The sequence below is a fragment of the Hymenobacter sedentarius genome (assembly GCF_001507645.1).
GTDB lineage: Bacteria > Bacteroidota > Bacteroidia > Cytophagales > Hymenobacteraceae > Hymenobacter > Hymenobacter sedentarius.
This window is the reverse complement of record NZ_CP013909.1, coordinates 1,213,566-1,237,629: the sequence shown is the minus strand read 5'-3', so window position 1 is coordinate 1,237,629 and position 24,064 is coordinate 1,213,566. Positions and strand designations below refer to the sequence as shown.

General features: G+C 62.5%; 20 protein-coding genes and 1 pseudogene. 17 read left to right on the top strand and 4 right to left on the bottom strand.

Annotation, left to right across the window (positions count from 1 at the left end; all coding sequences use genetic code 11):
- Window positions 1-6: 6 nt before the first annotated feature.
- Window positions 7-477, bottom strand: coding sequence for a ribosome maturation factor RimP (locus AUC43_RS05230; RefSeq protein ID WP_233254113.1), 471 nt, complete (start codon window positions 475-477; stop codon window positions 7-9).
- 291 nt (window positions 478-768) lie between these two features.
- On the opposite strand from AUC43_RS05230, the gene AUC43_RS05225 reads away from it, so the two are divergent.
- The 3 genes from AUC43_RS05225 to AUC43_RS05215 all read left to right on the top strand — a co-directional run bounded on the left by AUC43_RS05225 (window position 769) and on the right by AUC43_RS05215 (window position 3,177).
- Window positions 769-1,326, top strand: coding sequence for a DUF2911 domain-containing protein (locus AUC43_RS05225; protein WP_068190746.1), 558 nt, complete (start codon window positions 769-771; stop codon window positions 1,324-1,326).
- Between the two features lie 186 nt (window positions 1,327-1,512).
- Window positions 1,513-2,562 (top strand): selenide, water dikinase SelD, encoded by a 1,050-nt coding sequence (gene selD, locus AUC43_RS05220; RefSeq protein WP_068190744.1) that lies wholly within the window; start codon window positions 1,513-1,515, stop codon window positions 2,560-2,562.
- A gap of 21 nt (window positions 2,563-2,583) precedes the next feature.
- Entirely contained in the window at window positions 2,584-3,177 is a 594-nt protein-coding gene (locus tag AUC43_RS05215) for a PH domain-containing protein (RefSeq protein ID WP_068190741.1), read from the top strand.
- A 10-nt stretch (window positions 3,178-3,187) separates the two neighbouring features.
- Here the strand turns inward: AUC43_RS05215 and AUC43_RS05210 are convergent, their stop codons facing one another.
- Entirely contained in the window at window positions 3,188-4,606 is a 1,419-nt protein-coding gene (locus AUC43_RS05210; protein ID WP_068190739.1) for a hypothetical protein, read from the bottom strand.
- 166 nt (window positions 4,607-4,772) lie between these two features.
- Here AUC43_RS05210 and AUC43_RS05205 point away from each other — a divergent pair, with 166 nt between their 5' ends.
- The 6 genes from AUC43_RS05205 to AUC43_RS05180 all read left to right on the top strand — a co-directional run bounded on the left by AUC43_RS05205 (window position 4,773) and on the right by AUC43_RS05180 (window position 14,190).
- On the top strand, window positions 4,773-5,201 hold the full coding sequence (locus AUC43_RS05205) for a ribosome-binding factor A (RefSeq protein WP_068190737.1): 429 nt from the start codon (window positions 4,773-4,775) through the stop codon (window positions 5,199-5,201).
- Between the two features lie 48 nt (window positions 5,202-5,249).
- The gene (locus AUC43_RS05200; RefSeq protein WP_068190735.1) at window positions 5,250-6,059 is read left to right on the top strand and encodes a class I SAM-dependent methyltransferase; all 810 of its coding nucleotides are present in this window, start codon (window positions 5,250-5,252) and stop codon (window positions 6,057-6,059) included.
- Between the two features lie 108 nt (window positions 6,060-6,167).
- The gene (locus AUC43_RS05195) at window positions 6,168-7,400 is read left to right on the top strand and encodes an ABC transporter permease (protein ID WP_068190732.1); all 1,233 of its coding nucleotides are present in this window, start codon (window positions 6,168-6,170) and stop codon (window positions 7,398-7,400) included.
- A gap of 120 nt (window positions 7,401-7,520) precedes the next feature.
- Window positions 7,521-11,540, top strand: coding sequence for an SNF2-related protein (locus AUC43_RS21830; RefSeq protein ID WP_068190729.1), 4,020 nt, complete (start codon window positions 7,521-7,523; stop codon window positions 11,538-11,540).
- Between the two features lie 174 nt (window positions 11,541-11,714).
- On the top strand, window positions 11,715-13,685 hold the full coding sequence (locus AUC43_RS05185) for an OmpA family protein (protein ID WP_199243498.1): 1,971 nt from the start codon (window positions 11,715-11,717) through the stop codon (window positions 13,683-13,685).
- 58 nt (window positions 13,686-13,743) lie between these two features.
- Complete coding sequence (locus tag AUC43_RS05180; protein WP_068198254.1) at window positions 13,744-14,190, top strand: SRPBCC family protein; 447 nt, start codon at window positions 13,744-13,746, stop codon at window positions 14,188-14,190.
- Here AUC43_RS05180 and AUC43_RS05175 read toward each other — a convergent pair whose 3' ends face one another.
- On the bottom strand, window positions 14,191-14,655 hold the full coding sequence (locus tag AUC43_RS05175) for a GNAT family N-acetyltransferase (protein WP_068190724.1): 465 nt from the start codon (window positions 14,653-14,655) through the stop codon (window positions 14,191-14,193).
- A 78-nt stretch (window positions 14,656-14,733) separates the two neighbouring features.
- On the opposite strand from AUC43_RS05175, the gene AUC43_RS05170 reads away from it, so the two are divergent.
- From AUC43_RS05170 to AUC43_RS05145, 6 genes and pseudogenes are all read left to right on the top strand, one after another.
- The gene (locus AUC43_RS05170; RefSeq protein WP_099092925.1) at window positions 14,734-15,930 is read left to right on the top strand and encodes a class I SAM-dependent rRNA methyltransferase; all 1,197 of its coding nucleotides are present in this window, start codon (window positions 14,734-14,736) and stop codon (window positions 15,928-15,930) included.
- 92 nt (window positions 15,931-16,022) lie between these two features.
- Window positions 16,023-16,826 (top strand): annotated as a pseudogene (ctlX, locus tag AUC43_RS21445) (citrulline utilization hydrolase CtlX); the annotation flags it as partial.
- 170 nt (window positions 16,827-16,996) lie between these two features.
- On the top strand, window positions 16,997-18,475 hold the full coding sequence (crtD, locus tag AUC43_RS05160) for a 1-hydroxycarotenoid 3,4-desaturase CrtD (protein WP_068190718.1): 1,479 nt from the start codon (window positions 16,997-16,999) through the stop codon (window positions 18,473-18,475).
- A 71-nt stretch (window positions 18,476-18,546) separates the two neighbouring features.
- Window positions 18,547-19,215, top strand: a complete 669-nt coding sequence (locus AUC43_RS05155; RefSeq protein WP_068190716.1) for a carotenoid biosynthesis protein — start codon at window positions 18,547-18,549, stop codon at window positions 19,213-19,215.
- 95 nt (window positions 19,216-19,310) lie between these two features.
- Window positions 19,311-19,925, top strand: a complete 615-nt coding sequence (locus AUC43_RS05150; RefSeq protein WP_068190713.1) for a hypothetical protein — start codon at window positions 19,311-19,313, stop codon at window positions 19,923-19,925.
- 289 nt (window positions 19,926-20,214) lie between these two features.
- Window positions 20,215-20,709 carry a YciE/YciF ferroxidase family protein gene (locus AUC43_RS05145; RefSeq protein WP_068190711.1) on the top strand — a complete coding sequence of 165 codons (495 nt, stop codon included), beginning with the start codon at window positions 20,215-20,217 and terminating at the stop codon, window positions 20,707-20,709.
- Between the two features lie 108 nt (window positions 20,710-20,817).
- Here the strand turns inward: AUC43_RS05145 and AUC43_RS05140 are convergent, their stop codons facing one another.
- Complete coding sequence (locus AUC43_RS05140) at window positions 20,818-21,072, bottom strand: hypothetical protein (protein ID WP_068190708.1); 255 nt, start codon at window positions 21,070-21,072, stop codon at window positions 20,818-20,820.
- Between the two features lie 480 nt (window positions 21,073-21,552).
- Between AUC43_RS05140 and AUC43_RS05135 the strand changes: the two genes are divergently transcribed.
- Window positions 21,553-23,283, top strand: coding sequence for a M28 family metallopeptidase (locus AUC43_RS05135; RefSeq protein WP_082684916.1), 1,731 nt, complete (start codon window positions 21,553-21,555; stop codon window positions 23,281-23,283).
- Window positions 23,284-23,473: 190 nt separating this feature from the next.
- The gene (locus AUC43_RS05130) at window positions 23,474-24,055 is read left to right on the top strand and encodes an HdeD family acid-resistance protein (RefSeq protein ID WP_068190704.1); all 582 of its coding nucleotides are present in this window, start codon (window positions 23,474-23,476) and stop codon (window positions 24,053-24,055) included.
- The last annotated feature ends 9 nt before the right edge of the window (window positions 24,056-24,064 follow it).

Below are 24,064 nucleotides of genomic sequence, written 5' to 3'. Positions count from 1 at the left end.
CGGTATTTATTTAAAGGAGATAACCACCTTGGCTTCCTGGATATCCCCGAAGGAATAAAAGGCCGCGGGCAGGGTCGTTTTCTTGGTCTTTTGTTTAATCACTTCTTCAATTTCCACGCCTTCCGGCGTGGCCGCAGTGAGGACGCCGGTTTTCTCGGTGCCGTCGGTGAGCTTGAGGGCCAGCGAGCGGCCGATGTGGCGCTGGTACTGGCGGGGGTCCGTCAGGGGCTGGTCGGCGCCGGGGCTGGTCACTTCCAGGGAGTAGGCAGAGTCCTCGCCGTAGTGCTCGTCGATGCGGCGCGCCAGGCGGCGGCTGATGGTGGCGCACGCCTGAATGGCCAGGCCGGTGGGGCCGTCGAGGGTGACGGTCACCTTCGGCATCACCGAATCGGATACGGTAAGGCCCACGATGAACAGCTCCTCGTCGCCGATGGCGTCTTGGAGCATTTCCAGCAGCAGGGTACGGTCGAAATGCATAAATTTTGAAACAAGCGGGCAAAAAAAGAGGGGACTGCGCGTCCCCTCTTTGCTAAAGCGAATACCAACTTCGGGTGCAAAGATACGACAATAGGCGGCGGAATGCAAGGCAAGCCCGGCTGGAGCGCTGGCGCCCGCGTCGCGTTGACTAGCAGGAAATAGCGGGCGTTGCATTGATAAGCAACCATTGCTATAAATTGCTGACCTTAAAACACTAACCACGCCCGCAGGGTTTCACGGCGCGCCGTTCTACAATCAGCTCAATTCTTCCCCTCACCTTTTAGTACCTACATGAAAACCCTCCAACTTCTTCGCCACGTCGCTTTCGGGCTGGCCACTACGTTCGTTGCCAGCGCCGCTTTTGCGCAAGCCACGCCTGCTACTCCGGCCACGCCCGCCGCGCCAGCCCAAGCCACCAAGCCCAGCCCGGCAGCTACCGCCACCGGCAAGATTGGCACCACCGACGTGACGGTGAACTACAGCAGCCCGGGCGTAAAAGGCCGCAAGATTTTCGGCGGGCTGGAGCCTTACGGCAAAGTGTGGCGCGCCGGGGCCAATGAAGCCACCACGGTGGAATTCAGCAAGGCCGTGACGGTGGAAGGCAAGCCTCTAGCTGCTGGTAAGTATGGCTTCTTCCTGATTCCAACCGAGAAGCAGTGGACGGTTATCTTCAATAAAGTATCCAACCAGTGGGGCGCGTTCAAATACGATGAAAAGCAGGACGCCCTGCGCGTGCTGGTGACGCCCCGCAAAACCGCCACCCCAACCGAACGGCTGGTGTACGAGGTGACGCCCAAAGGCCTGGTAATGCGCTGGGAAAATATTGAGCTACCGGTAGCCATCAAGTAGCCAGGCTAAGACACCAGAATAAGTTGAGCTAAAAGAGGAACGACGGACGGTGGCAAACTGCCTCGGCCAGCGTTCCTCTTTTTGGCGTTCGGCCGAAGGTTTCAGGCCACGCTCTACGACTCTAAAACTCTTTGCGGACTTTTGTAGTCCCTTACCTAGCGGGTCGGCCCTGCTTTTCTCTTCTCCATGACTCCCACGACGGAATATAAACTGACCCAATACAGCCACGGCGCCGGCTGCGGCTGCAAAATCGCCCCGGCCGTGCTCGACCAGATGCTGCACACCAGCATCGCGCAGCCCCACGACGAGCGCCTGCTGGTGGGCAACACCAGCCGCGACGACGCGGCGGTGTACGACATCGGCGGCGGCGAAGCGGTGATTTCGACCACCGACTTCTTCATGCCCATCGTGGACGACGCCTACGACTTCGGCCGCATCGCCTCGGCCAACGCCATTTCGGACGTGTACGCCATGGGCGGCCGGCCGCTGATGGCCATTGCCGTGTTGGGCTGGCCCGTAGACAAGCTGCCGCCCGAAGTGGCCCGCCGCGTGCTGGAAGGCGCCCGCAGCATCTGTGCCGAAGCCGGCATTCCGCTGGCCGGCGGCCACAGCATCGACTCGCCCGAGCCCATTTTTGGCTTGGCCGTGACGGGCATGGTGAACATCGTGGACCTGAAGCAGAACGACACGGCCACGGCCGGCTCGGAGCTGTTTCTGACCAAGCCGCTGGGCGTGGGCATCCTCACCACGGCGCAGAAAAAGGGCATTTTGCGAGACGAGGACGCGGCCATTGCCCCGGCTCAAATGATGCAGCTCAATAAAATTGGCGCCGAGCTGAGCAAGCTCGACGCGGTGACGGCGCTGACTGACGTGACCGGTTTTGGCTTGCTGGGCCACCTTTCGGAAGTGTGCGAAGGCAGCGGATTGACGGCCGAAATTGAGTTTTCGAAATTGCCCCGCATCGCGGCCGCCGAGCCGTATTTGAAGCAGGGCAGCGTGCCGGGTGGCACCGGCCGCAACTGGGCCAGCTACGGACACAAGGTGGGCACCATCACCGAAGAGCAGCGCGTGTGGCTCTGCGACCCGCAGACCTCGGGGGGCTTACTGGTGTGCGTGGCGCCCCAAGGCCGCGAGGAAGTGCTGGCGGTGTTTGCCAAGCACGGGCTGGCGCTGGAAAGCTTTGGGCGGCTGCGGGCGCACCACGAAGGCGAGGCTTGGGTGCAGGTGCACGCGTAGCCGGGTCTCTATACTGGCACCATGAAATCTTCTTTTCTGCGCCCGCTGCTGGAAGTGGCCGTTATGCTGCTCGTGGTATTGGGCGCGGCTCGCTGGCTAACGGGGCTTTTTGCCAAGCGGACGCACACGTACCAGGTCTCGGCGGCCCGCCAGCTGCGGCTGCTCTTTTGGCCGCTGCTGGCGCTGGGCGCCGGCCTGAGCGTGCTGCCCGCCGTGGCCCTGAGTGGACCGGAAGCCAGTCAATTTGAGTGGGCGCTTACGATTGGCTTCCTGCTGTTTACGCTGGCGTTGAGCGGGCCCGCGCTGCTGCTGCACCTGCGCTACCTGACTCTGAACCACGATACGACGCTGGTTTTTCAGCCCACCGAAAACCGGCTCGAGGTTTACGACGCCGGGCAGCGCGTGGCCTTCGCCCGGCGCGACTTGGCCGGGGTAGAAAGCGTGACGTGCAGCGCGCGGCGCACCTTTTGGGGCAAATACAACTACCTCTGCCTGCACCTTGTCGACGGCCGCTCCATTGTGCTCACCTCCCTGCTCACGGACCTGAAGCCCCTGGCCGTTTTCCTGCGGAATGCGCCCACCGAGCGCCGCACCCGGGCCTGGTGCTGGGTGTAGCTTAGTGGGGCTACTGCTTGGGCAGGCGCCGGTAGAGACCGGGCAGGCCGGTGGGCTCATAGGGGCCAAATATACCGGGCAGCAGCTGCTTCAGGCGGGGCACCTGGGCACTTTGGTCGAGCAGGTACGCCGGCGGGACGGGGCCCATCTTCTGAGCCACGCGCACCACGGCAGCGTACTCGTTGAGGTGCCCAAAATCGACCTGCGACAAGGCCCAGTCCAGGTAAGGCGTGGCGGGGTGGTTGTTGAAATAAGCACGGTCGTCGGGCCCCAGAATCAGCAGGGTCTGGCCGCGCAGGGAGGCGTAGCGCGGGTCGGGCTGCAGGCCGAAGCGGCTTTCGGCCGGCATGTGCAGCAGGGCTTCGAGGCGCGGCACCTGGGCCCGGTAGCGCAGCACTACCGCCGCGTTGAGGACCAGCAGCAGCAGCAATTCCAGCATCCAGTTGCGGGGCGCACGCTGCCACAAAAACAGGCTGAAGTACGCCAGCGGCGGCAGCAGCAGCACCAGCACGCCCGGGGCCGCGCCCCGCTCTACTGCTGCCGTAGCAATGGCGACCACCAGCCACACCAGCATCATCTGCCGGAATTTTATTTGAAACACTAAACCCAGGGGCGTGCCCAAGGACCGGATGAGCCCCAGGGCCAGCACCACCCCGGGCACGATGAGCAAGCGGAGCTGCAAGCCGGCCGGCAGCCCGCTGGCAATCAAATCGGTAAGGCCCGGCTGCAAATGGAACTGCACAAACCCCGGCAGCGCCCCGGTGTAGAAGAAAAAAGTGGCCGCCAGGGCGTACGGAAAGAAAAACCCACACAGCAACAGCAGGGAGCTCCGGAAGGAGTTGGCCGCGAAAATGACCACCGCAAACAAGCCCACTATTACAAACAAGCTGAGGGGCAGGTAGCACAGCGCGCCCACCCCAATCAGGAACCCGGCCCGAAACAGGCGGCGGTTGTCGTAGCCCTCGCGGGAGGTGGGCAGCAGCGCGCTCAGCGCAAAGATGATGAAGGTGTGCCCCAGCAGCAGGGGCGACAGGGCATCCAAATCGGTGCTGACGCTGCCGACCAGCAGGTACGTCAGGGCGGCGAGGTAGCCGCGCTCGGGGTGCACGTCGTAGCGGTTGAACACCAGGTTCAGGCGCATCGCCTGCACCAGCAGCAGCAGCAGCGCCACCAGGCGGTAGAGCCACACCGGGCGCGCCACCACCGCGTCGAGCACGGCAAACGTGGCCGCGGCCAGCGGTGCGGTGCCGTCGTAGAGGTCGCGGTAGGGCAGGGCGCCGCCGTGCAGCCGCTCGCCCACCAGCAGGGCCCTCAGCTCGGCGGCCGTCACGGGCAGGCCCATCCACAGCAGGGGCAGGCGCAGGGCCAGCACCAGCACCAGCAAGGCCAGGAGTTGAGCCGGAAGGGAGCTTTTGAAAAAGCGAAGCAAAAGGGTAGCGGCGAGAAGTCAGGGAGGGATATTGGGCTGGCAAAGGTATTGTCCGCCAGCGGCCATCCCATTTACCGGGTTTTCTGCCGCCGCTGTTTCCCTTTTTGCTTCTTGCCCAGGGGAGCCCGCGGCCCTTCTTCCCCAAGCTGTACCTTTGCCGGTCATTATGGAAAGCAAACGACAACAAAAAATGGCTAGCCTGCTGCAGCAGGAGCTGGCTTCCGTGTTGCAGCGCGACCTGCCGCACCTGTTTGGAGGTGGGCTGGCGCCCGGCATCAGCCTGGTGCGCGTGACGCCCGACCTGGGCCAGGCCCGTGTGTACCTGAGCCTGCTCATCGGGGCCGATGCCAACGAGCGCCTCGAAATCATTCGCGAAAACGGTAAGGCCATCCGTCAGGCCCTAGCTAAGCGCATCCGCCAGACGGCGCGCGTGGTGCCCGAGCTCATCTTTTTTCACGACGACAGCGCCGCCTACGCTGCCCACATGGACCAGGTGCTCGGCACGCTCGACATCCCGCCCGCGCCCAAAGACGAGGAGAAGGACGACGAGAAACCGGCCCGCCCGCGCCTGTTCAACCCCAAAGACGACGAATAAGGCCGCCGGCTGATTTCGCAACCCATTATTTAGCACGCCTCCCTTCTCTTGTATTACGACCCGATTAAGAAGACGCTCGGCCAGGTATTTAACCGAACGCCATGGCTGCGCCGGCTGTTTTATCATTTGCTCGATTTGCTGCTGCTGCGCACCTGGCACGTGCACCGCGAGCTGCGCCGCTGGGCCAAAGGCCGCACCCAGGAGCCGCTGCACATCCTCGACGCGGGCTCGGGCTACGGGCAGTACACGTACTGGCTCAGTGGGCTGAGCCCCAAGTGGGACATCCTGGCCGTGGACGTGAAGGAAGAGCAGGTGGCCGACTCCAACCGGTTTTTCCGTCAGATTGGCCGCAGCAACGTGCAGTTTGCCGTGCAGGATTTGGTGCTGTACCAGGAGCCTAATTCGTTTGATCTGGCCTTGTCGGTGGACGTGATGGAGCACATTCTGGAAGACGTGGAGGTGTTTCGCAACATCCACGCCTCGCTCAAGGACGGCGGCATGCTGCTCATCTCCACGCCCAGCGACCAGGGCGGCTCCGACGTGCACGACGACGGCGAAACCAGCTTCATCGAGGAGCACGTGCGCGACGGCTACAACATCCGCGAAATCCAGCAGAAGCTTCGCACGGCCGGGTTTGAACGCATCGAAGCCCGCTACGCGTACGGCGAGCCGGGCCAGATTTCGTGGCGCCTGAGCATGAAATACCCCATCCTGATGCTGGGCAAGTCGCGCCTGTTTTTCCTGCTGCTGCCCTTCTATTACGCCGTCACGTTCCCGTTCTGCTTGCTTTTGAACTGGCTCGACGCCCGCACGGTTCACGATTCGGGCACGGGCCTCATCGTGAAGGCGTGGAAGTAAAAGCCGGCGAGTAGGTTAGGCCCCGCGTTGATGAGTTAGTATCGGTAGCTTTGCCGGGCATTGGCTAACTCTCAACGGCAACCCCGCGTACCCTCCCAAACTTTTTAGGTGAACGTCCCCCTCCTCATTGCGCGGCGCTATTTCCGCTCCAAGAATAAGCGCAACATCATCACCATCATCTCGAACATTTCGATGATTGGAGTGGCCGTGGGCACTATGGCGCTCATTATTGTGCTGTCGGTGTTCAACGGGCTGGAGGACTTGGTGCGCACGCTCTACGGCAAGTCGGACCCCAACCTGGTCATTTCGGCCACCAAGGGCAAGGCCTTCGACGTGGACCGCACCTTCCTGATGAAGCTGGAAAACACGCCCGGCGTGGCCCTGCTCACCGAGGTCATCGAGGACAACGCGCTGCTGCAATACCACGACCGCCAAATGGTGGTGAAGATGCGTGGCCTGAGCGACAACTACTTTGGTCAAAGCCAGATAGACGCCAACATCAAGGAGGGCGACCACCGCCTGCGCCGCGACAGCCTAGAGCTGGCCCTGGTGGGCGCCGGCGTGCAGCACGAGCTCAGCATCACGCTCAACAACCGCTTGGCGCCCATGCGCCTGCTCTACCCCCGCAATACCCCCGGTAAGAAACTGCTGGAAATGAACCCCGAAAAGGCGTTCAACGAGCAAAACCTGATTGCCGGCGGGGTGTTCCTCATCGAGCAGCACATCGACGACAGCTACATTTTCGTGCCCCTCAGCTTTGCCCAGCGCCTGCTGGGCTACGGCACCCGCCGCACCGCGCTCTACGTGAAGGTGGGCCAGAGCTTCGAAATTGAGCAGGTGAAGGAGCAGCTGCGCCGGCAGCTGGGCCCGGGCTTCAAGGTGCAGGACTCTGATGAGCAGCACGTGAGCCTGTTCAAGGCCATCAAGGTGGAGAAGCTGTTTGTGTTCATCACCTTCACGCTCATTCTGCTCATTGCGTCGCTCAATATTTTTTTCTCGCTCTCGATGCTGGTCATCGATAAGAAAAAAGATATTTCGGTGCTGCTGGCCATGGGCGCCACCCAGCAAACCGTGCGCAAGACCTTCCTGCTGGTGGGGGCCATCGTGGCCCTGGTGGGCGCGGCCACGGGCCTCGTGTTTGGCGTAGCCCTGTGCTGGGCCCAGCAGCGCTTCGGGTTTGTGAGCATGGGCATGGCCACGAGCGTAGTCGATGCCTATCCGGTGAAAATGCAGGCTACGGACCTCATCTTTACCTGCCTGTCCATCATACTCATTACATTAGCCGTAAGCATTCGCCCGGCCCTGAACGCGAGCCACTTGGATTTGCGCGAGAATTTATAAGGTCCGCGGCATCCTGCGCGGCAAAGCGCCGTAAGGCTATCCGCTCCCCTTACTGCTGATAAGCTCAACCGCACGCGTTTCCGCTTTCAGCCCTATCTTGCGATTCTTGCGTGCCCGGCTATGAAAGTTTCTACCTCGGAACCGTTTCAAATTGTTTACTCGCTCTTCGAGCACGAGTTCCTGGGCCACTTGTTCGCGGCCTACGTGGTACAATTGGGCCCGCGCGGCCAGCTTACGCTCCAGCACCAGACGGTTTCGGGCAAGAACGCCCACGAGTTTGGCGCGGGCCTCGATGCCACCGATTTTGAGCTGGTGGAACTGTGCGACCAGATTCAGCAGGAAGCGGTGGTAAAAGAATTCTGGCCCCGCAAAATTGCCACGGCCGAGTTCTTCCTCAAAACCTACAACGCCGAGAAGGGCGACAAGCCGCTGCAGGAAGTCATTTCGCGGCATGTGCAAACGCGCATGGCGGCCATCCTGGCCCGGCTGGCCGGCAAGCGCGTGTTCATCATGGGCCGCGACGGCGAACCTACCTGGAAGGAAATTGGGCTGGCTCCGGCCAAAGCATCCATTTTGTTTCACTTCCGCCGCAACGAGGAGGGCACGCACTACTTCCCCACCATTCAGTACCAGGGGCAGCGGCTGGATTTCCAGTACAAGGACGCCCTGCTGGTGTGCCTGCAGCCGGCCTGGCTGCTGCTCGGCGACCTGCTCTATTCCTTCCGGACCGAGGTGGACGGGCGCAAGCTGCTGCCCTTCCTGAAGAAAAAATTCATTGTGGTGCCCCGCAATGTGGAAGAAAGCTACTTCCAGAAATTTGTGGCCCCGCTCATGGAGTCGTTTGAGGTGCACGCCCGCGGCTTCGACATTCGGTCGGAGCGGTACGTGGCGCGGCCCCGGCTCACGTTCAGCGACGCCATGCCCGCCGTGGCGGCTCCTGAGGTCCCCGTGCGCCCGCCCGGCCCCCCGCGCCGCGGCCGCATTCCGCTGCCCAAGCCGGTGGCGCCCTTGCTCACCGGAACCGAAACCGAGCAAATCCACTTTGAGCTAAGCTTCCGCTACGGCCCGCACCTCATGCCCCTGGGCACGGACAAACCGGTGAGCGTGCGCCTGGAAAAAACGGCCGAGAGCTACGTGTTTCACCGCCTGCTGCGCAACCCCGAGCAGGAGCAAGCCACCGTGGCCGAGTTGCGCGAGCGCCAGCTCACGGTGGAAAACGGCTACGCGACCCTGCCCAAAAGCGAAGCGTTTAAGTGGCTGCACGACAACACGGCCATCCTCACGGAGTTGGGCTACACGGTAGAAGCCGCGTCTACGGCCACCAAGAGCTACTTCATTGGGCCCACCAGCGTGCACGTGGGCATTCAGGAAGCCGGTGACTGGTTTGATGTGCGCGGCACCGTGCGTTTTGGCGACATCGAGGTGCCGTTTATCCGGTTGCGGGCCCACATTTTGCAGCGCCGCCGCGAGTTCAAGCTGCCCAACGGTCAGATTGCCATCATTCCCGAAGAGTGGTTTACGGACTACCTGGAGCTGTTTGCCTTTGGCGAAGAAACCCCGGAGGGCCTGAACCTGCGCCGCCACCACCTGGCGCTGGTGGCCGACCTGCAAAGCAACGAGCTGGCCACCGTGCGCATGGGCCGCAAGCTGGCCAGACTGCGCGACTTTGCCGAGGTAGAAGACCACCCCCTGCCCATCGGCTTCCTGGGTGAGCTGCGCCCTTATCAGAAAGCGGGCTACAACTGGCTGCGCTTCGTGCAGGACTACCATTTTGGCGGCTGCCTGGCCGACGACATGGGCCTGGGCAAAGCGCAGCCGCTGCACGCCAATATTCTCACCCCGAGCGGTTGGCGGCAAATGGGTGAGTTACGGGTCGGCGATTCCATTATCAATTCGCAGGGCCAAACTTCACGGGTAACAGGCGTGTTTCCGCAAGGCGAAAAAGAAATCTTTCGCGTGACGTTCACCGATGGTTCCACGGCGGAATGTTGCGCAGAGCATTTGTGGGCCGTGCAAAGCCCCGTGCAGAAATACCGGGGCCAAGCTTACAAGGTGAAGGCGCTCCAGGAGTTGAGCGCCGACCTACACGACAAGCATGGCAACACCAAGTGGTTCATTCCCATTGTGAAACCGGTCGAAATGTCCTCCCAACAGGTACCAGTCGACCCTTATTTTATGGGCCTGCTGTTGGGCGATGGTTGCTTCCGCCTCAATAGCATTCAGCTTTCGACTGGTGACGCCGAAATTGTGAATTACGTGACGCGCGAGCTGCCCCCGACCCTGGCCATGCGTCGGCAGGGCCAGACTTGTGATTACTCGTTTGTGAAAAACGTGGCCGGCTGGACGAATGAGCTGATGCAGCACATTCGCAACCTGGGCTTGAAAGGCAAAGGGTCGCTGACCAAATTCATTCCCGAAGCCTACCTCTACAACGACGTGGCGACGCGGCTGGCCGTGTTGCAAGGGTTAATGGATTCAGACGGTTACATGTCGGCTCAGGGCGATGTGTGTCAGTTTTCCTCCATTTCGCCCCAATTGATTACGGGCGTCACTTTTCTGGTGCAGTCGCTGGGTGGAACAGTTAAGCAAAGCGCGAAAATGCCATCCTATTATCACTTAGGTGAAAAGCGGACAGGGCAAGCTGCCTATACCCTCACGTTGAGCCTCCCGCCTCACATTCAACCGTTCCGGCTGGCTCGCAAAGCGTCCCTGTACCGCCCCAAGACCAAATACCAACCCTACCGCGGCATCAAATCCGTGACATCGGTGGGCATCATGCCGGCGCAGTGCATTTCGGTAGATGCTCCCGACCGCCTGTATGTGACGGATAATTTCGTACTGACGCACAATACCATTCAGACGCTGGCCATGCTGCAGCATCGCTGCGAAAGCGGCGAAGCGCAGGGCGCCGCCTCGCTGCTGGTGCTGCCTACTTCGCTGGTGTTCAACTGGCTGGCCGAAGCCGAGAAGTTTACGCCCGACCTGCGCATTCTGGCCTACACCGGCACCTACCGCGACAAAAACCCCGACCGCTTTGCCGACTACGATGTGGTGCTCACCAGCTACGGCATCGTGCGCTTGGACACAGACCTGCTAGCCAGCTACAAGTTTGATTACGTGATTCTGGACGAGTCGCAGGCCATTAAAAACCCATCGTCGACGACGTCGCAGGCCGTGCGGCAGCTGCGTTCCAAGCACCGTCTTATTCTGACGGGCACGCCCGTGGAAAACAGCACCATGGACCTGTGGTCGCAGATGTCGTTCATCAACCCGGGCTTGTTGGGTACGCAGGCGTTCTTCCGCAAGGAGTTTCTCAAGCCCATCGAGAAGCACCAGGACGAAGGGCGCACGCGGCGGCTGCACGCCCTCATCAAGCCGTTCATCCTGCGCCGGCACAAGGCCCAGGTAGCCAAGGAGCTGCCCGAAAAGACCGAGCAGCTCAGCTACTGCCCCATGACGGAGGAGCAGGCCCACGCCTACGAGGAAACGAAGAGCTTTTACCGCAATAAAATCCTGCGCAACCTCGACGAGCACGGCCCGGCCAGCACCCAATTTTTGCTGCTGCAGGGCTTAACCCGATTGCGGCAAATTGCTAACCACCCGCGCCTGGCCGACGACACCTACACCCACGAATCGGGCAAGCTGCGCGAGGTGCTGCGCATGATTCGCAACGTGGTGGCCGAGGGACACAAGGTTTTGGTGTTCAGCCAATTTGTGCAGCACCTGTCGCTAGTGCGAGTGGCGCTGGATGAGCGACAGCTGGCGTATGCCTACCTCGACGGCGCCACCCGCGACCGGCCCGCCGAAGTGGCCCGCTTCCAGGAAGACGACAACCTGAAAATCTTCCTCATCAGCCTGAAGGCCGGGGGCGTGGGCCTTAACCTCACCGCCGCCGACTACGTCTTCATCCTCGACCCGTGGTGGAACCCGGCCGTGGAGGCCCAGGCCGTGGACCGCGCCCACCGCATCGGGCAGCAGCGCCCGGTGTTCACTTACAAATTCATTACCCAGGGCACGGTGGAGGAGAAAATCCTGGCTTTGCAGCGCCGCAAGCTGGCCTTGGTAAGTGAGTTGATTGCGACGGATGAGGCCGTGATTAAGCACCTCACCCGCGCCGACATTGAGGAACTGCTGGGCTAATCTCAGCCTTCGCTTTGGGTACTTGGGCAAGAAATTTTGTACCCTTGTGGTGGTTTTAGGCACGTTGGCCGACAAATAATCATTTAGTTGGCTGCAAACCTTGTTGCTTTGTAGCACCGACGTGTTTGCCTTTCGCCCCCTGCATTTGTCTTGTTTACGTCCGAGCTGCTGTTTATGAAGGCTTTTCTGACGCTGGTACTGGCAGTACTTACCATGGCGCTGCATGCGCAGCCGGCCCCGACCGGAGCCGTTTATACTGATGCAGGGGGGCACTACCGGCTCACCTACCCGCCGGCCTGGAAAGTGCGAAAAAACGTGAACGGCGTGGAGGCTACCTTCTACGCCGGCGAGGCCTTCCGCCCCACACTGGCCGTGGCCACCCTCACCATGCAGGTGCTGCCCGATGCGCAGAAAGAACTGAGCCTGACCGTGTACGGCGGGGAGGATTCGGTGTGGCGCAGCGTTCAGCGGCTGCCCCAGTCCCAGGTCCTGCGCATCGACCAGCGCGACCTTGGGCGCTACAACGAAGTGCGCTACGACTACACTTACGCAGCCGCCCCGGCACCGGCAAGCCGCACGCACGTGGTGGGGCGCTGGGTGCGACGCGGCGGCTACGAATTCCGGGTGGAGTACCGCGGCGAAGCCCGCCAGGACAGCGCCTACCTGGCGCAGGGGCAGCAGCTGGTGGACTCCTTTGGCTTTACCAGCAACCCGCTGCCGGGCCGTCGCTACGCCGACCAAATCTGCGACAACAAGCTGTACGGCATCGCGGCCATGCGCTACCACAACGGCCAGTGGGAAGACGACTGCCGCACCATCCACGAATTCTCGTCCAACCGGCTCACCGACGCCCCCATCATTCACCGGCAGGTGCTGCCCTTCCAGTCGTACGCGCTAGCCAAGGGGTTCGACAACTACCTGTATTCGGTGACCAAAGCGCCCACCGACACGCCCGAGCTGGTATACCGCTACAACCCGGCCACGCGCAAGGGCAGCTACACCTCCTGGAAGCTGCCAGCCCAAGGCCAGGACGTGTGCTGGATTTCGGCGGCCACCGACGAGCGTGGCGACCTCTACTTCATCACCTCCGACGCCAACAAGCTGGTAAAAGTCAGCCCGTACGACGGCAGCGTGAAGGTAATCTGGGCCACCGACCCGCTGCAGAAGGCACCGTTCTACCCGCTTATCGGGTACGAGAGTGCGGGCTCGCACGGCAACTTCTGCCTCGACGACGCCAACACCATGTACCTGGTATACAGCACCGACGGCGCGCTTATGAAAGTAAACCTGAGCACGCAGCAGCCCAACCCCGAGATGATGGCCCTGAGTGGCCTGCCCAAGCGCGGCGGCTACAGCGACCTGCTGATGCAAAACGACGAGCGCGGACAGCGCCGGATGTACTTGGCCGGGCCTACCGCCGTGTACAAGGTGGACCTGGCCCGTCGCCAAGCCACCCGGGTGCGCAAGGGCACCTACACCGATTTAGCAGGCTGCAACCTGTTTAGCGTGGTGCGCACCAAGGAAGCGCCCCCGGTGCCGCCCACCACTGCCTCCTGGCGCGGCCGGGTGCTGAACGCCACCACCTACCAGCCCCTACCCCAGGCCCAGCTGCGGCTGGGGGAAGGGTTTGGCAAGGCGGTGCGCCTCTCGCCACAGGGCACCTTCTCCTACCCCGCCAAAGCCGGCCTTACCTACAGCTACCGCGCCCAGCTGTCCGGCTACATCGTGGTGGATAGCACCTGGACGGCCGGTCCCGGCCCGTTTGTGCGGGATATTCTGCTCCGGCCGCTCAGCGTGGGCACCACGGTTCAGCTGAACAATGTGCAGTTTGAGCAAGGCCAGGCCCTGCTGCTGCCTTCTTCGTTTGCGGCGCTCGACAAGCTAGTGAGCCTGATGTCGGAAAACCCGGGCCTGACGATTGAGCTGCGCGGCCACACCGACAACGTGGGCCCGCCCGAGAAGAACGTGGTGCTCAGCGAGCAGCGAGTAAGCGCCGTGAAGGCCTACCTCGTGGGCCACGGCATTGCCGAAGCGCGCATCACCGGCATTGGGTTTGGCGGGGCCCAGCCCATGGCCAGCAACAGCCAGGAGTTTACGCGCCGGCTCAACCGCCGGGTCGAATTCCGGATAACGGGGCTGCAGTAGCCGGTAGCCCGCGGGCGGCCGCAAACAAAGGCTTGCCGGCCGCGTTGTGCTGATGATTATGCACGTCACTCTTCGCACCGCCGTGGCCCAGCCGCCGGCCCAGGTCATGGCTGGCTTCACCCGGGACCTGTTTGTGGCCCTGGCGCCGCCTTTTCCGCGACTGCGGGTGCTGCGCTTCGACGGCTGCCGTACCGGCGACCGGGTAGAAATTGAGCTGAGTACGTTGGTGGCCCGCCTGCCCTGGACCTCGCTCATTGTAGACGACGGCCAGCTGCCCGACGGCACCCGGTTTTTCGTGGACGAAGGCCAGCGCCTGCCCCCGCCGCTGCGCTACTGGCGCCACCGCCACCTCATACAGCCCGGCCCAAGTGGCGGCAGCATCATTGTCGATGCCCTGGAATACCGTACTGCCTCGCCGCTGCTCGACGCCCTGCTCTACCCCGCCATGTGGGCGCAGTTTGCCTGGCGCAAGCCCATCTACCGGCGGTGGTTCGGGAAGCGGTAGCTAGAGGTCGAGCACCATTTTCACGTCGGTGCGCTGGTACGGCGTGGGCGGCACCGGCACGTGCCGGAAACCCAGCTTTTCGTAGAGCTTCAGCGCCGGGGTAAGCCGCGAATTAGACAGCAGCTCCACCTGGCGCGCGCCCAGCTGCCGGGCTTTGCCCAGAATGGCCTGACCCAGCGCCCAGCCGATGCCCAGGCCCTGCGCCCGCGGCGACACGGCCATTTTGGCTAGCTCGTACATGCCGTCGTGCTCTTTGATGAGGGCGCAGGTGCCCACCAGCTCGCCGCCGTAGCTGGCCATAAAAATATGGCCGCCGGGGCCCAGAATGTAGCCTTCTGGGTCGTCGAGCATTTTGTTGTCGATGGGCTCAATGGCGAAGTACTGCGCAATCCATTCGTGGTTGAGGGCGCGGAAAGCCGGCTGGTGGGCCGGTTCGTAGTCGAGAATAAGCAGGTCGGGAGTCATGACGGGATAGGGGCAACGGGGGCCCAGATGGGAAAGGCAAAGTTCGCACAAGCCGGGCCGTACCTTTGCGGGACTATGCTGAATCCTGCCACCATCGTTCTCAAAAACGGAAAAGACCACTCCCTGCGCCGGCGCCACCCCTGGGTATTCTCGGGCGCCATTGCCCGCGTGAAGGGCGACACCCAGGAGGGCGACCCCGTGCGCGTCGAAGCCATCGACGGCGAATTGCTGGGCGTGGGCCACTTCTCGGGCGGCGGCTCCATTGCCGTGCGCATGCTGGATTTTGGCGTGAATGCTGTGCTGCCCACCGCCGAATTCTGGCAGGCCAAGCTGGGCAATGCCTACCAGCTGCGGCAGCGCCTGCGCCTCACCGGCACGGCCGACACCAACGTGTTCCGCCTCGTGCACGCCGAGGGCGACGGCCTGCCCGGCCTGATTATCGACGTGTACGGCGACGTGGCCGTGGTGCAGGCCCACAGCGTGGGTATGTACCGCGCCCGCCCCGAAATTGCGGCGGCCCTGCAGGTGGTGTTCGGCGATAAGCTGCGCGCCATTTATGACAAGAGCGCCGAAACCGTGCCCGGCAACGCCGTGCCCGACGCCCAGAACGGCTACCTTTTCGGCGAAAGCACTGGCACCGAGCACTTGGTAAACGAAAACGGCCACCAGTTTGCCGTGGACTGGGAAACAGGCCAGAAAACCGGCTTCTTCATCGACCAGCGCGACAACCGCGCCCTGCTGGCCCGCTACTCGCCCGGCCGCAAGGTGCTCAACACGTTCTGCTACACCGGCGGCTTCTCGGTGTATGCCCTGGAAGCCGGCGCCGAGCTGGTGCACTCCGTCGATTCAAGCAAGAAAGCCATTGCCCTCACCGAGCGCAACGCCGAGCTCTCCACCCACGCCGACCGCCACGCTGCCTACCCCGACGACGTGCTGGGCTTCCTCAAAAACCACTCGGCCCAGTACGACCTGCTGGTGCTCGACCCGCCCGCTTTCGCCAAGCACATGGGCGCCCGCCACGCCGCCCTGATGGGCTACAAGCGCCTGAACGCCGCCGGCATTGCGCACCTGGCGCCCGGTGGGCTGCTGTTCACCTTCAGCTGCTCGCAGGTGGTGAGCCCCGAGCTCTTCGAAGGCGCGGTGCTGGCCGCTGCTATTGAAGCGGGCCGCCCGGCGCGCATCCTGCACCGCCTCACCCAGCCCGCCGACCACCCCGTGAGCTTGTTTCACCCGGAAGGGGCGTACTTGAAGGGACTGGTGCTGGCGGTGGAATAGTTGGGCTTTATAGGTGGGGTGCTAAGCCATTATTCCATTTCAATGGTTTAGTACCTACCACTCCCAACCCGTAGCAATCAACCGAGCCTTTTATGCCCCTCGCCAACACCGTTCTGCTGGTGCGCCCGGCCAGCTTTGGGTTCAATGCGGAAACGGCGGTTTCCAATCATTTCCAGCAGCCGCCGACTGGCACCGGCCTGACCGCGCAGGCGCTAGCCGAGTTTGATGCGGCGGTGGCCACCCTGCGCGGCCGCGGGGTGCAGGTGCGGGTGTTCGAGGATGCGCCGGAGCCGGCCAAGCCCGACGCCGTATTCCCCAACAACTGGTTCACGACCCACGCCGATGGCCAGCTGCTGCTCTACCCCATGTGCGCGCCCAATCGCCGGGCCGAGCGGCGGCCGGAGCTGGTGGCGGCGCTGGCCCGCGAGTTTGCCGTGCGCGAAGTCGTTGATTTATCGGGGACGGAGCGGGAAGACCGGTTCCTGGAAGGCACGGGCAGCATCATCTTCGACCACGTGCACCGGGTGGCCTACGCGGGCCTGTCGCCCCGCACCGATGCTGCCTTGTTTGAGCAGGTGGCGCAGCGGTTGGCCTACCGGCCGGTCGCGTTTCGGGCCACCGACGCGCAAGGACAGGAAATCTACCATACCAACGTGATGATGTGCGTGGGGCCGGGCGTTGCCGTGGTATGCCTCGACAGCATTGCCAATGCCGACGAACGGGCCGCTGTGGTGGCTTCGCTCACCGCCACTGGCCACGAAATCGTGGCCATTTCGCAGGCCCAGGTAAGCCGGTTTGCGGGCAACCTGCTGGCGCTGGCCCCGGAAGCCGGCGGGCGGCCCTTGCTCGTGATGTCGCAGCAGGCCCACGACGCCCTCACGCCGGCCCAGCGTCAGACCTTGGAACGGTATGCCGAATTGGTGCCGCTGGCCATTCCCACCATCGAAACGGTGGGGGCGGCAGCGCCCGCTGCATGCTGGCGGAAATATTCCTGCCGACCAAAACCGCCTAACTTTCAAGCTACTGCTTTTCCCATTTCCCTGTGTTCCGCAACAAGCAAAATCGGATGCCTTTGCGCCAACCCGTGGCCATCATCGGGGCCGGCATTGCCGGGCTGGCGACGGCGGTGCGCCTGGCCGTGGCCGGGCGGGCAGTTACGGTGTTTGAGGCCAGCGGCACGTTTGGGGGCAAGATGCACCAATTCAGCCTGCCGGGCGGGTACCGGTTCGATGCGGGGCCGTCGCTGTTTACGCTGCCGCAGCTGGTGGACGACATTTTCCGGCTGGCCCACCGCGAGCCGGCCGACTACTTCCGCTACGAGCGGCTGGACCCCATCACCAACTACTTCTTTGCCGATGGCACCCGGCTGACGGCCTGGGCCGATGCGGAAAAATTCGCCGCCGAAGTCGAGGAAAAGCTAGGCGCTCCCGCGGCGGAAGTCACGCAGTTTCTGGCCCGCGGCGGCAAGGCATATGACGCCACGGCGGGCACATTCTTGCACAAGTCACTGCACAAAGCCAAAACCTACCTGAGCACCGAAACGCTGAAGGCCGTGGCCGCGCTGCCCAGCCTCGGCCTGCTGGGCACCATGCACCAGCGCCACGCGCAGGCCTTTTCGGACCCGCGCCTGGTGCAACTCTTCGACCGCTACGCGACCTACAACGGCTCGGACCCCTACCAGGCGCCGGCCACGCTGAGCATGATTCCGCACCTGGAGCACGGCATCGGAGCGTTTTATCCCGAAGGCGGCATTTATGCCATTGCCGAGAGCTTGGCCAGCCTAGCCACCGAGTTTGGAGTGAAGTTTCGGTACAACGAGCCGGTGGAGGAGATTATCACTGCCGAAAGCCGGGTAACGGGCGTGCGCACGGCGCAGGATGTGTACGACTTCGGCCAGGTGGTGAGCAACATGGACGTGGTGCCTACCTACCGGCGCCTACTACCCCGGCAGCCCGCGCCGGAGCGCACGCTCGGCCAGCCGCGCTCCTCGTCGGCGCTGATTTTTTATTGGGGCATCACGCGCGCGTTTCCGGAGCTGGACTTGCACAACATCTTCTTTTCGGCCGACTACCAGCGCGAGTTCCAGACCATATTTCAGGATAAAACCGTGGCCGACGACGTGACGGTGTACGTGAACGTGACGTCGAAGAAAACTCCCACCGATGCCCCGGCCGGGCACGAAAACTGGTTTGTGATGGTGAACGTGCCCCACGACCAAGGCCAGGACTGGGAGGCCCTCACCCAGAAAACCCGGCGCGTGGTGCTGCATAAGTTGAGCCGGGCCCTGGGCACCGAAATTGAGCCACTCATCGCCGCCGAAAAGGTGTGGACGCCCCCGGGCATCGCCGCCGATACTTCGTCGTTTGGCGGCGCGCTCTACGGCAGCTCGTCCAACAACGCGCTGGCGGCGTTCTTGCGGCACCCTAATTTTTCGGGGCGGCTGGAAGGATTGTACTTTTGCGGTGGCTCGGTGCATCCGGGCGGCGGCATTCCGCTGTGCCTGCTGTCGGCCAAAATCGTTTCGTCTTTAATTACTGAGGAATGAAAAATGAGGAAGAAGGAATTGGTCGTTGGGCTCATTCCTCATTCCTCATTCTTCATTCTTAATTCAAATGCATGGTTGATTACACCGAGCCGTTACCGGCCGTGACTGCTCCCCGCCGGCTGCGCGTGGCCCAGGGCCTGGTCCTGCTGTTTCACATCACGGGCTTTGTGGGGCTGGCGTTTTCCAAAGACCCCGGCTTTTACCTGCGCTTTACGCCGCTCACGCTGCTGCTCACGGCGGTGCTGCTGATTGCTTTTCAGCCGGGCCGGACCCTCAGCTTTTGGGGGTTCTGCATCACGGTGAGCCTGCTGGGCTTTGCCGCCGAGGTCATTGGGGTCACCACGGGCAAGTTCTTCGGGCACTACTACTACGGCCACACGCTGGGCCTCTTGGTAATGGGGGTGCCGCTGGCCATTGGGCTCAATTGGCTGGTGCTGACGTACGTGTGCGGCACGCTGTCCCGCTACCTGCCGCTGCCCGAGCTGCCCCGCACCATACTGGCGGCCTTGCTCATGGTGGGCCTGGATATGTGCATGGAGCCCGTGGCCAGCACCTATGACTTTTGGCACTGGACGGCCAGCGTCATTCCTTTCCAGAATTTTCGCGATTGGTTTATTTTTTCCTGCGTGTTGCAGATGCTGTTCAACCGGGCGAACTTTACCAAGACCAACGCTTTGGTGCCACTGGTTTACCTCACGCAACTGTTGTTCTTTTTCCTTTTGGGCGCCGTTCAGCAATAGTTGCTGACCTATCATCGTGCACAGCGCCCCTTGCCCGCTACCGAACTAACGGGCTAGCTGCTTCGTTGGGACGAACTCTTCTGCTTTTTCGCTTTATGCCCAACCTTACCCTTGCGGACGCTTCTTTGGAAGCGGCCCTGCCTATTTTCTACCAACACGGGCTCCAAGCCGCGCCCGACGCGCTGCTGGCCGAGGCCCTCTCCACCACGGTGGCCAAGTTGAACGCCCAGTACCCCCAGCGGGCCGGCCTGGTGCACCACGTCATGCTGGCCGACATCGAGCGGCAGAAGCAGGAGCACCTCGAGCTTTACGCGCAATACCCGTCGGCGGTGGAGCGCCTTTACGGGCTGTTGCAGCTGGGCCTGCGGGACTTATCTACTATTCCGTCGCAGTTCTACGCCGAGCTGCAAACCGGCTTTCCCAAGAGCTGGAATGCGGTGATGGACCACCTGGCCAGCTACTCGGCCCCGCAGCTTCAGCAGCTGCTCAACGACGGCATTCGCAACCAGCTGTTTCGCTCCGACATCAACATCAACCTGGTTAGCAAGATATTGATTGAGCAGATAAACATGTTGCTCAACCCGCAGGTGTTTCCGCCCGACCGCTACAACATGGCCGAGGTGTTTCGCAGCATTTTCCTGTACTACATCCGCGGCATCTGCACCGACGCCGGCACGCGGATTGCGGCCGAACACTTCGCCCGGCTCTAGCCCGGCCGGCACCGGCGGCGCAAAACTGCTTCGGCAAGTACGGGTTTTCGCTTGCGTACTTATCCCGGCCTGCTGGCACCCGCTTGTCATCCCGCCCCCAATAGCCTTCTAAGGCTCAAATCATTATTTAACATTACAGCAAAACCTGCGTTCGCCAGGAGCGCACCGAATGGAGCCGGCCGGCCTTAACGTGGCGGCTGATGGGACGTAAAGAAAGCAGCGAGGCCCAAGCGACTAATCCCGCCGGCCATCGCTGCTTTTTCATTTTTCCCACTCCATTCCCTTTGTTATGTTCGATAAATTGGAAACCCTCGACGACCTGTTTGAGCTGCAGCTCAAGGACCTATACAGTGCCGAAAACCAACTGGTGAAGGCCATGCCCAAAATGGCCGAAAAAGCCCGGGACGGCCGCCTGCGCGCCGGTTTTGAAAAGCATTTGCGCGAAACCGAAAAGCAAGTGGAGCGCCTCGAGCGCATTGGCAAATCCCTGAATCTGGACCTGGACGGCCACACCTGTAAGGCCATGGCCGGCCTCATTGCCGAAGGCCAGGAAACGATGTCGGAGCGCGCCACCGACGAGGTGATGGACGCGGCCCTGATTGCCGCGGCGCAGCGCATCGAGCACTACGAGATTTCGGGCTACGGCACCGCCGCCCACTACGCCGAGCGCCTGGGCCACAACGAAGCCGCCAACCTGCTGCGCCAAACCCTAGAAGAAGAGCAGTTTACCGATACCAAGCTCAACGAGTTGGCCAAAAACTACATCAACGCCAAGGCCATGTAGCCTAAGCCTGGCTCAATAACGTCAAACGCGCCCCCGTCGGGCCGCGCCCTCTGCAATCAGGGGCGCGGCCCGACGGGGGCGCGTTTCATATTGAAAGGATTGTAGCGGTTAGGAAGCCAGCGGCTGGTGCCCAGCGCCCGACTCCCGGGCAAAGTAGTCGACCAAGCGACCAATGGCCTGGCCCAGGCTGGCCTCCCCGCTGACGTAGTCCTGCAGGTGGGCCAGCACGGAGTCGTTGAGGGACTGGTCTTTAGCCGCCAGAAAGTCGATGGCGCACTCGGCTACGTACTGGCGGCGGGTCCACTGCTGGTGTTGCTCGGGGCTGAGGCCGGCAGGAGGAGTGAGAAAGCTAGAATAAGGCATAAACAGGTGGAATATAGTTGAAGAAGATGTTTGGCACCCAGCCTTAGACGGATGGGTTTGGGCGGACTAGCGAGGGTGGTTTGCTTCGGCGTCGCGCCTGAGTTGGACACAAGGCGTAGCCGGAATTATGGCTGGCTAAGCGAAGGCTACGCTCCCGGAACCGGGGCCTTGTTGAACGCTCCACCCGGGCAGCAGGCAAGCAGCACTCGAGTACAGCCGGGCCGCTACGCGGGAGCCAATACGTAGCTAAGCAATAATCGGCCCATACTATTGCCCAGCATCTTCAGTGAGCCCAAGAAGGGCAGGGATTTAGCTGAATTATGCCGGGAAGGGAGCCGTGGAAAGTGGGCTGGTCAAACAGGGATTTCCTGTGCTACATTCGCAGCGTCTGCCCTCGCGCCGGGGCGCAGATTGCAGCCGGCCTGTTGCCCGCTGCAGGCGGGCTCTGGCTATCGGCCGGAGACCAAGACCTTCTTACTGATGCGTTTATTTACGTTGCGCGGGTGGCTGCTGCCAACCGCAGCCGGCCTGCTGCTGGCGAGCTGCCAGGGCCAGACTTCTTCAAACAAAACCGCCGCCTCGGCGGGCGGCCAAGCCGAAACCGAAACCGCGCCTACCGACACGGCCAGCGTGCCAGCGCCGGCCGATGGCATCACGGCCTCGCTCATCGGCCAGCACATCAAGGCGCTGGCCTCGGATGAGTTTCAGGGCCGGCGGCCGTTTACGGCAGGCGAGGAAAAAGCCACCAACTACCTGGCTTCGGAATTCAAAAAACTTGGGCTCAAACCCGGGCCCAACGGCACCTACTTCCAGGCCGTGCCCCTTGTAGAGATTACCGGCAAGCCCGATTCGACGGCCACCGTCACGCGCAACGGCAAAAGCCTGACCCTGAAGTATCGCACCGACTACATGGTGCTCACCGAGCGCGAACAGCCCACCGTGAAGGTGACCAACTCGCCGCTGGTGTTTGCGGGCTACGGCGTGGTGGCGCCCGAGTATAAGTGGGACGACTATGCCGGCCTCGACGTGAAGGGCAAAACCGTGGTGGTGCTGATAAACGACCCCGGCAACGCCGGCAACGACACCACCTTATTTAAGGGCAAAGAAATGACGTACTACGGCCGCTGGGGCTACAAGTACGAGGAAGCGGCCCGCCACGGTGCCACCGGCATCCTCATCATTCACGACACCAAGCCCGCCTCCTACCCCTGGACGGTGGTGCAAAGCAGCAACGGCGGCGCCAAGCTGCACCCCCAGACGCCGGACCACGGCGCCAGCAAAGTGGCCATGGAGGGCTGGATGACCCTCGACGCCGCCAAGCGCCTGTTTGCCACGGCCGGCCAGAGCTACGACGAGGCCTACGCCGCCGCCAACAAGCCCGGCTTCCGGGCGCGGCCCCTGGGCCTGAACATCAGCACCACGCTGCACAATAAGATTACCCGCAAAACATCCAAAAACGTGGTGGCCGTGCTGCCCGGCACCACGCGGCCCAAAGAGTACATCATCTACTCGGCCCACTGGGACCACCTCGGCATCGGCCCGGCCATTGCCGGCGACTCTATCTATAACGGCGCGCTCGACAACGCCAGCGGCTGCGCCGCCCTGCTGGCCATTGCCAACGGCTTTGTGCACGCCAAGGAAAAGCCGCAGCGCAGCATCGTATTCCTGGCCGTGACGGGCGAGGAGCAGGGCCTACTGGGCTCGCAGTACTACGCCGGGCACCCGCTGTTCCCGGTGGCTAATACCGTGGCCGACATCAACATGGACGAGCTGCTGGCGTTCGGGCCCATGCGCGACGTGACCATCACCGGCTACGGGCAGTCGGAGCTGGACGACTACGCCCGCGCCGCCGCCAAGGAGCAAAACCGTTACGTCATCCCCTACCAGCACCCCGAAACCGGCAGCTTCTACCGCTCCGACCATTTCAGCTTTGCCAAAGTGGGCATTCCGGCGCTCTACGCCAGCGGGCAGTTTGAAAGCCGCCTGCACGGCAAAGCCTTCGCCGAGAAGCAGCGCAAGGACTTCGAAGAAAAGAGCTACCACCAGCCCTCCGACCAATACGACCCCAAGTGGGACCTGCGCGGCGCCGAGCAGGACGCCCGCCTGCTGTTTCGCATCGGCCAGCGCTTGGCCAGCGAAACCACGTTCCCGAAGTGGAAGGAAGGCTCAGAATTCAAGGCCATCCGCGAGAAAAGCCGCCCGGCGCAGTAGGCTTGGCCAGGAAGCCGCCAGGGGTGGTTCCATCGGTAGTGGTCGCAAGAGCAGCGTGGCAAATACGGAACGTTAGGCAAAAAACACGGAATTCAGCCGCTGGGGGTGGTTTTGGGTAACGCCGGACCCAAGGCCATTGTTAGGGCGGATAAGCGGGGCGACGCTGTTCCCGCGGCTTGTGCTTTCTGCCATGATGATTCCTTCGGTTTTGCACACCAACTGGTGGGCGTTGGCTTTGCGCAGTCTGGTAGCCACCATCTGCGCCCTGCTCACCTTCCTACTGCCGGGGCTCACGCTCCTGGTTCTGGTCGCCCTCTTCGGCGTTTACTTCATCCTCAACGGCTTGCTGACGCTGGTAGCGGCCTTCCGCCAAAGCCGGGACCAGCCGGTCTGGTGGGGCCTGGTGCTGGAGGGCGTGGCCGGCGTGGTGGCCGGCGGGCTTACCCTGGCCTGGCCCGACATTACGCTGCTGGCGCTGGTGTACGTGGTGGCTTTGTGGGCCATCTTAACCGGCTTTTTGCAGATAGGCACCGCCTTTCGGCTCCGGAAGCACCGGGCCAGCGAGGGGCTGATGCTGCTCAGTGGCTTGCTGGCCATCGGCTTTGGCGTGCTGCTCATCTTCTGGCCCCGGGCCGGGGCGCTGGCCCTGGCGTGGTGGGTGGGGGCCTACATTTTTGGTTTCGGAATGATACTGGGCATCCTGGCGTACCGGCTGCGCCGCCGCACGGCGGGCCACAGCGGCAGGTCTACGATGGCCCAGGCAGCTGGCTAATGCCCGGCC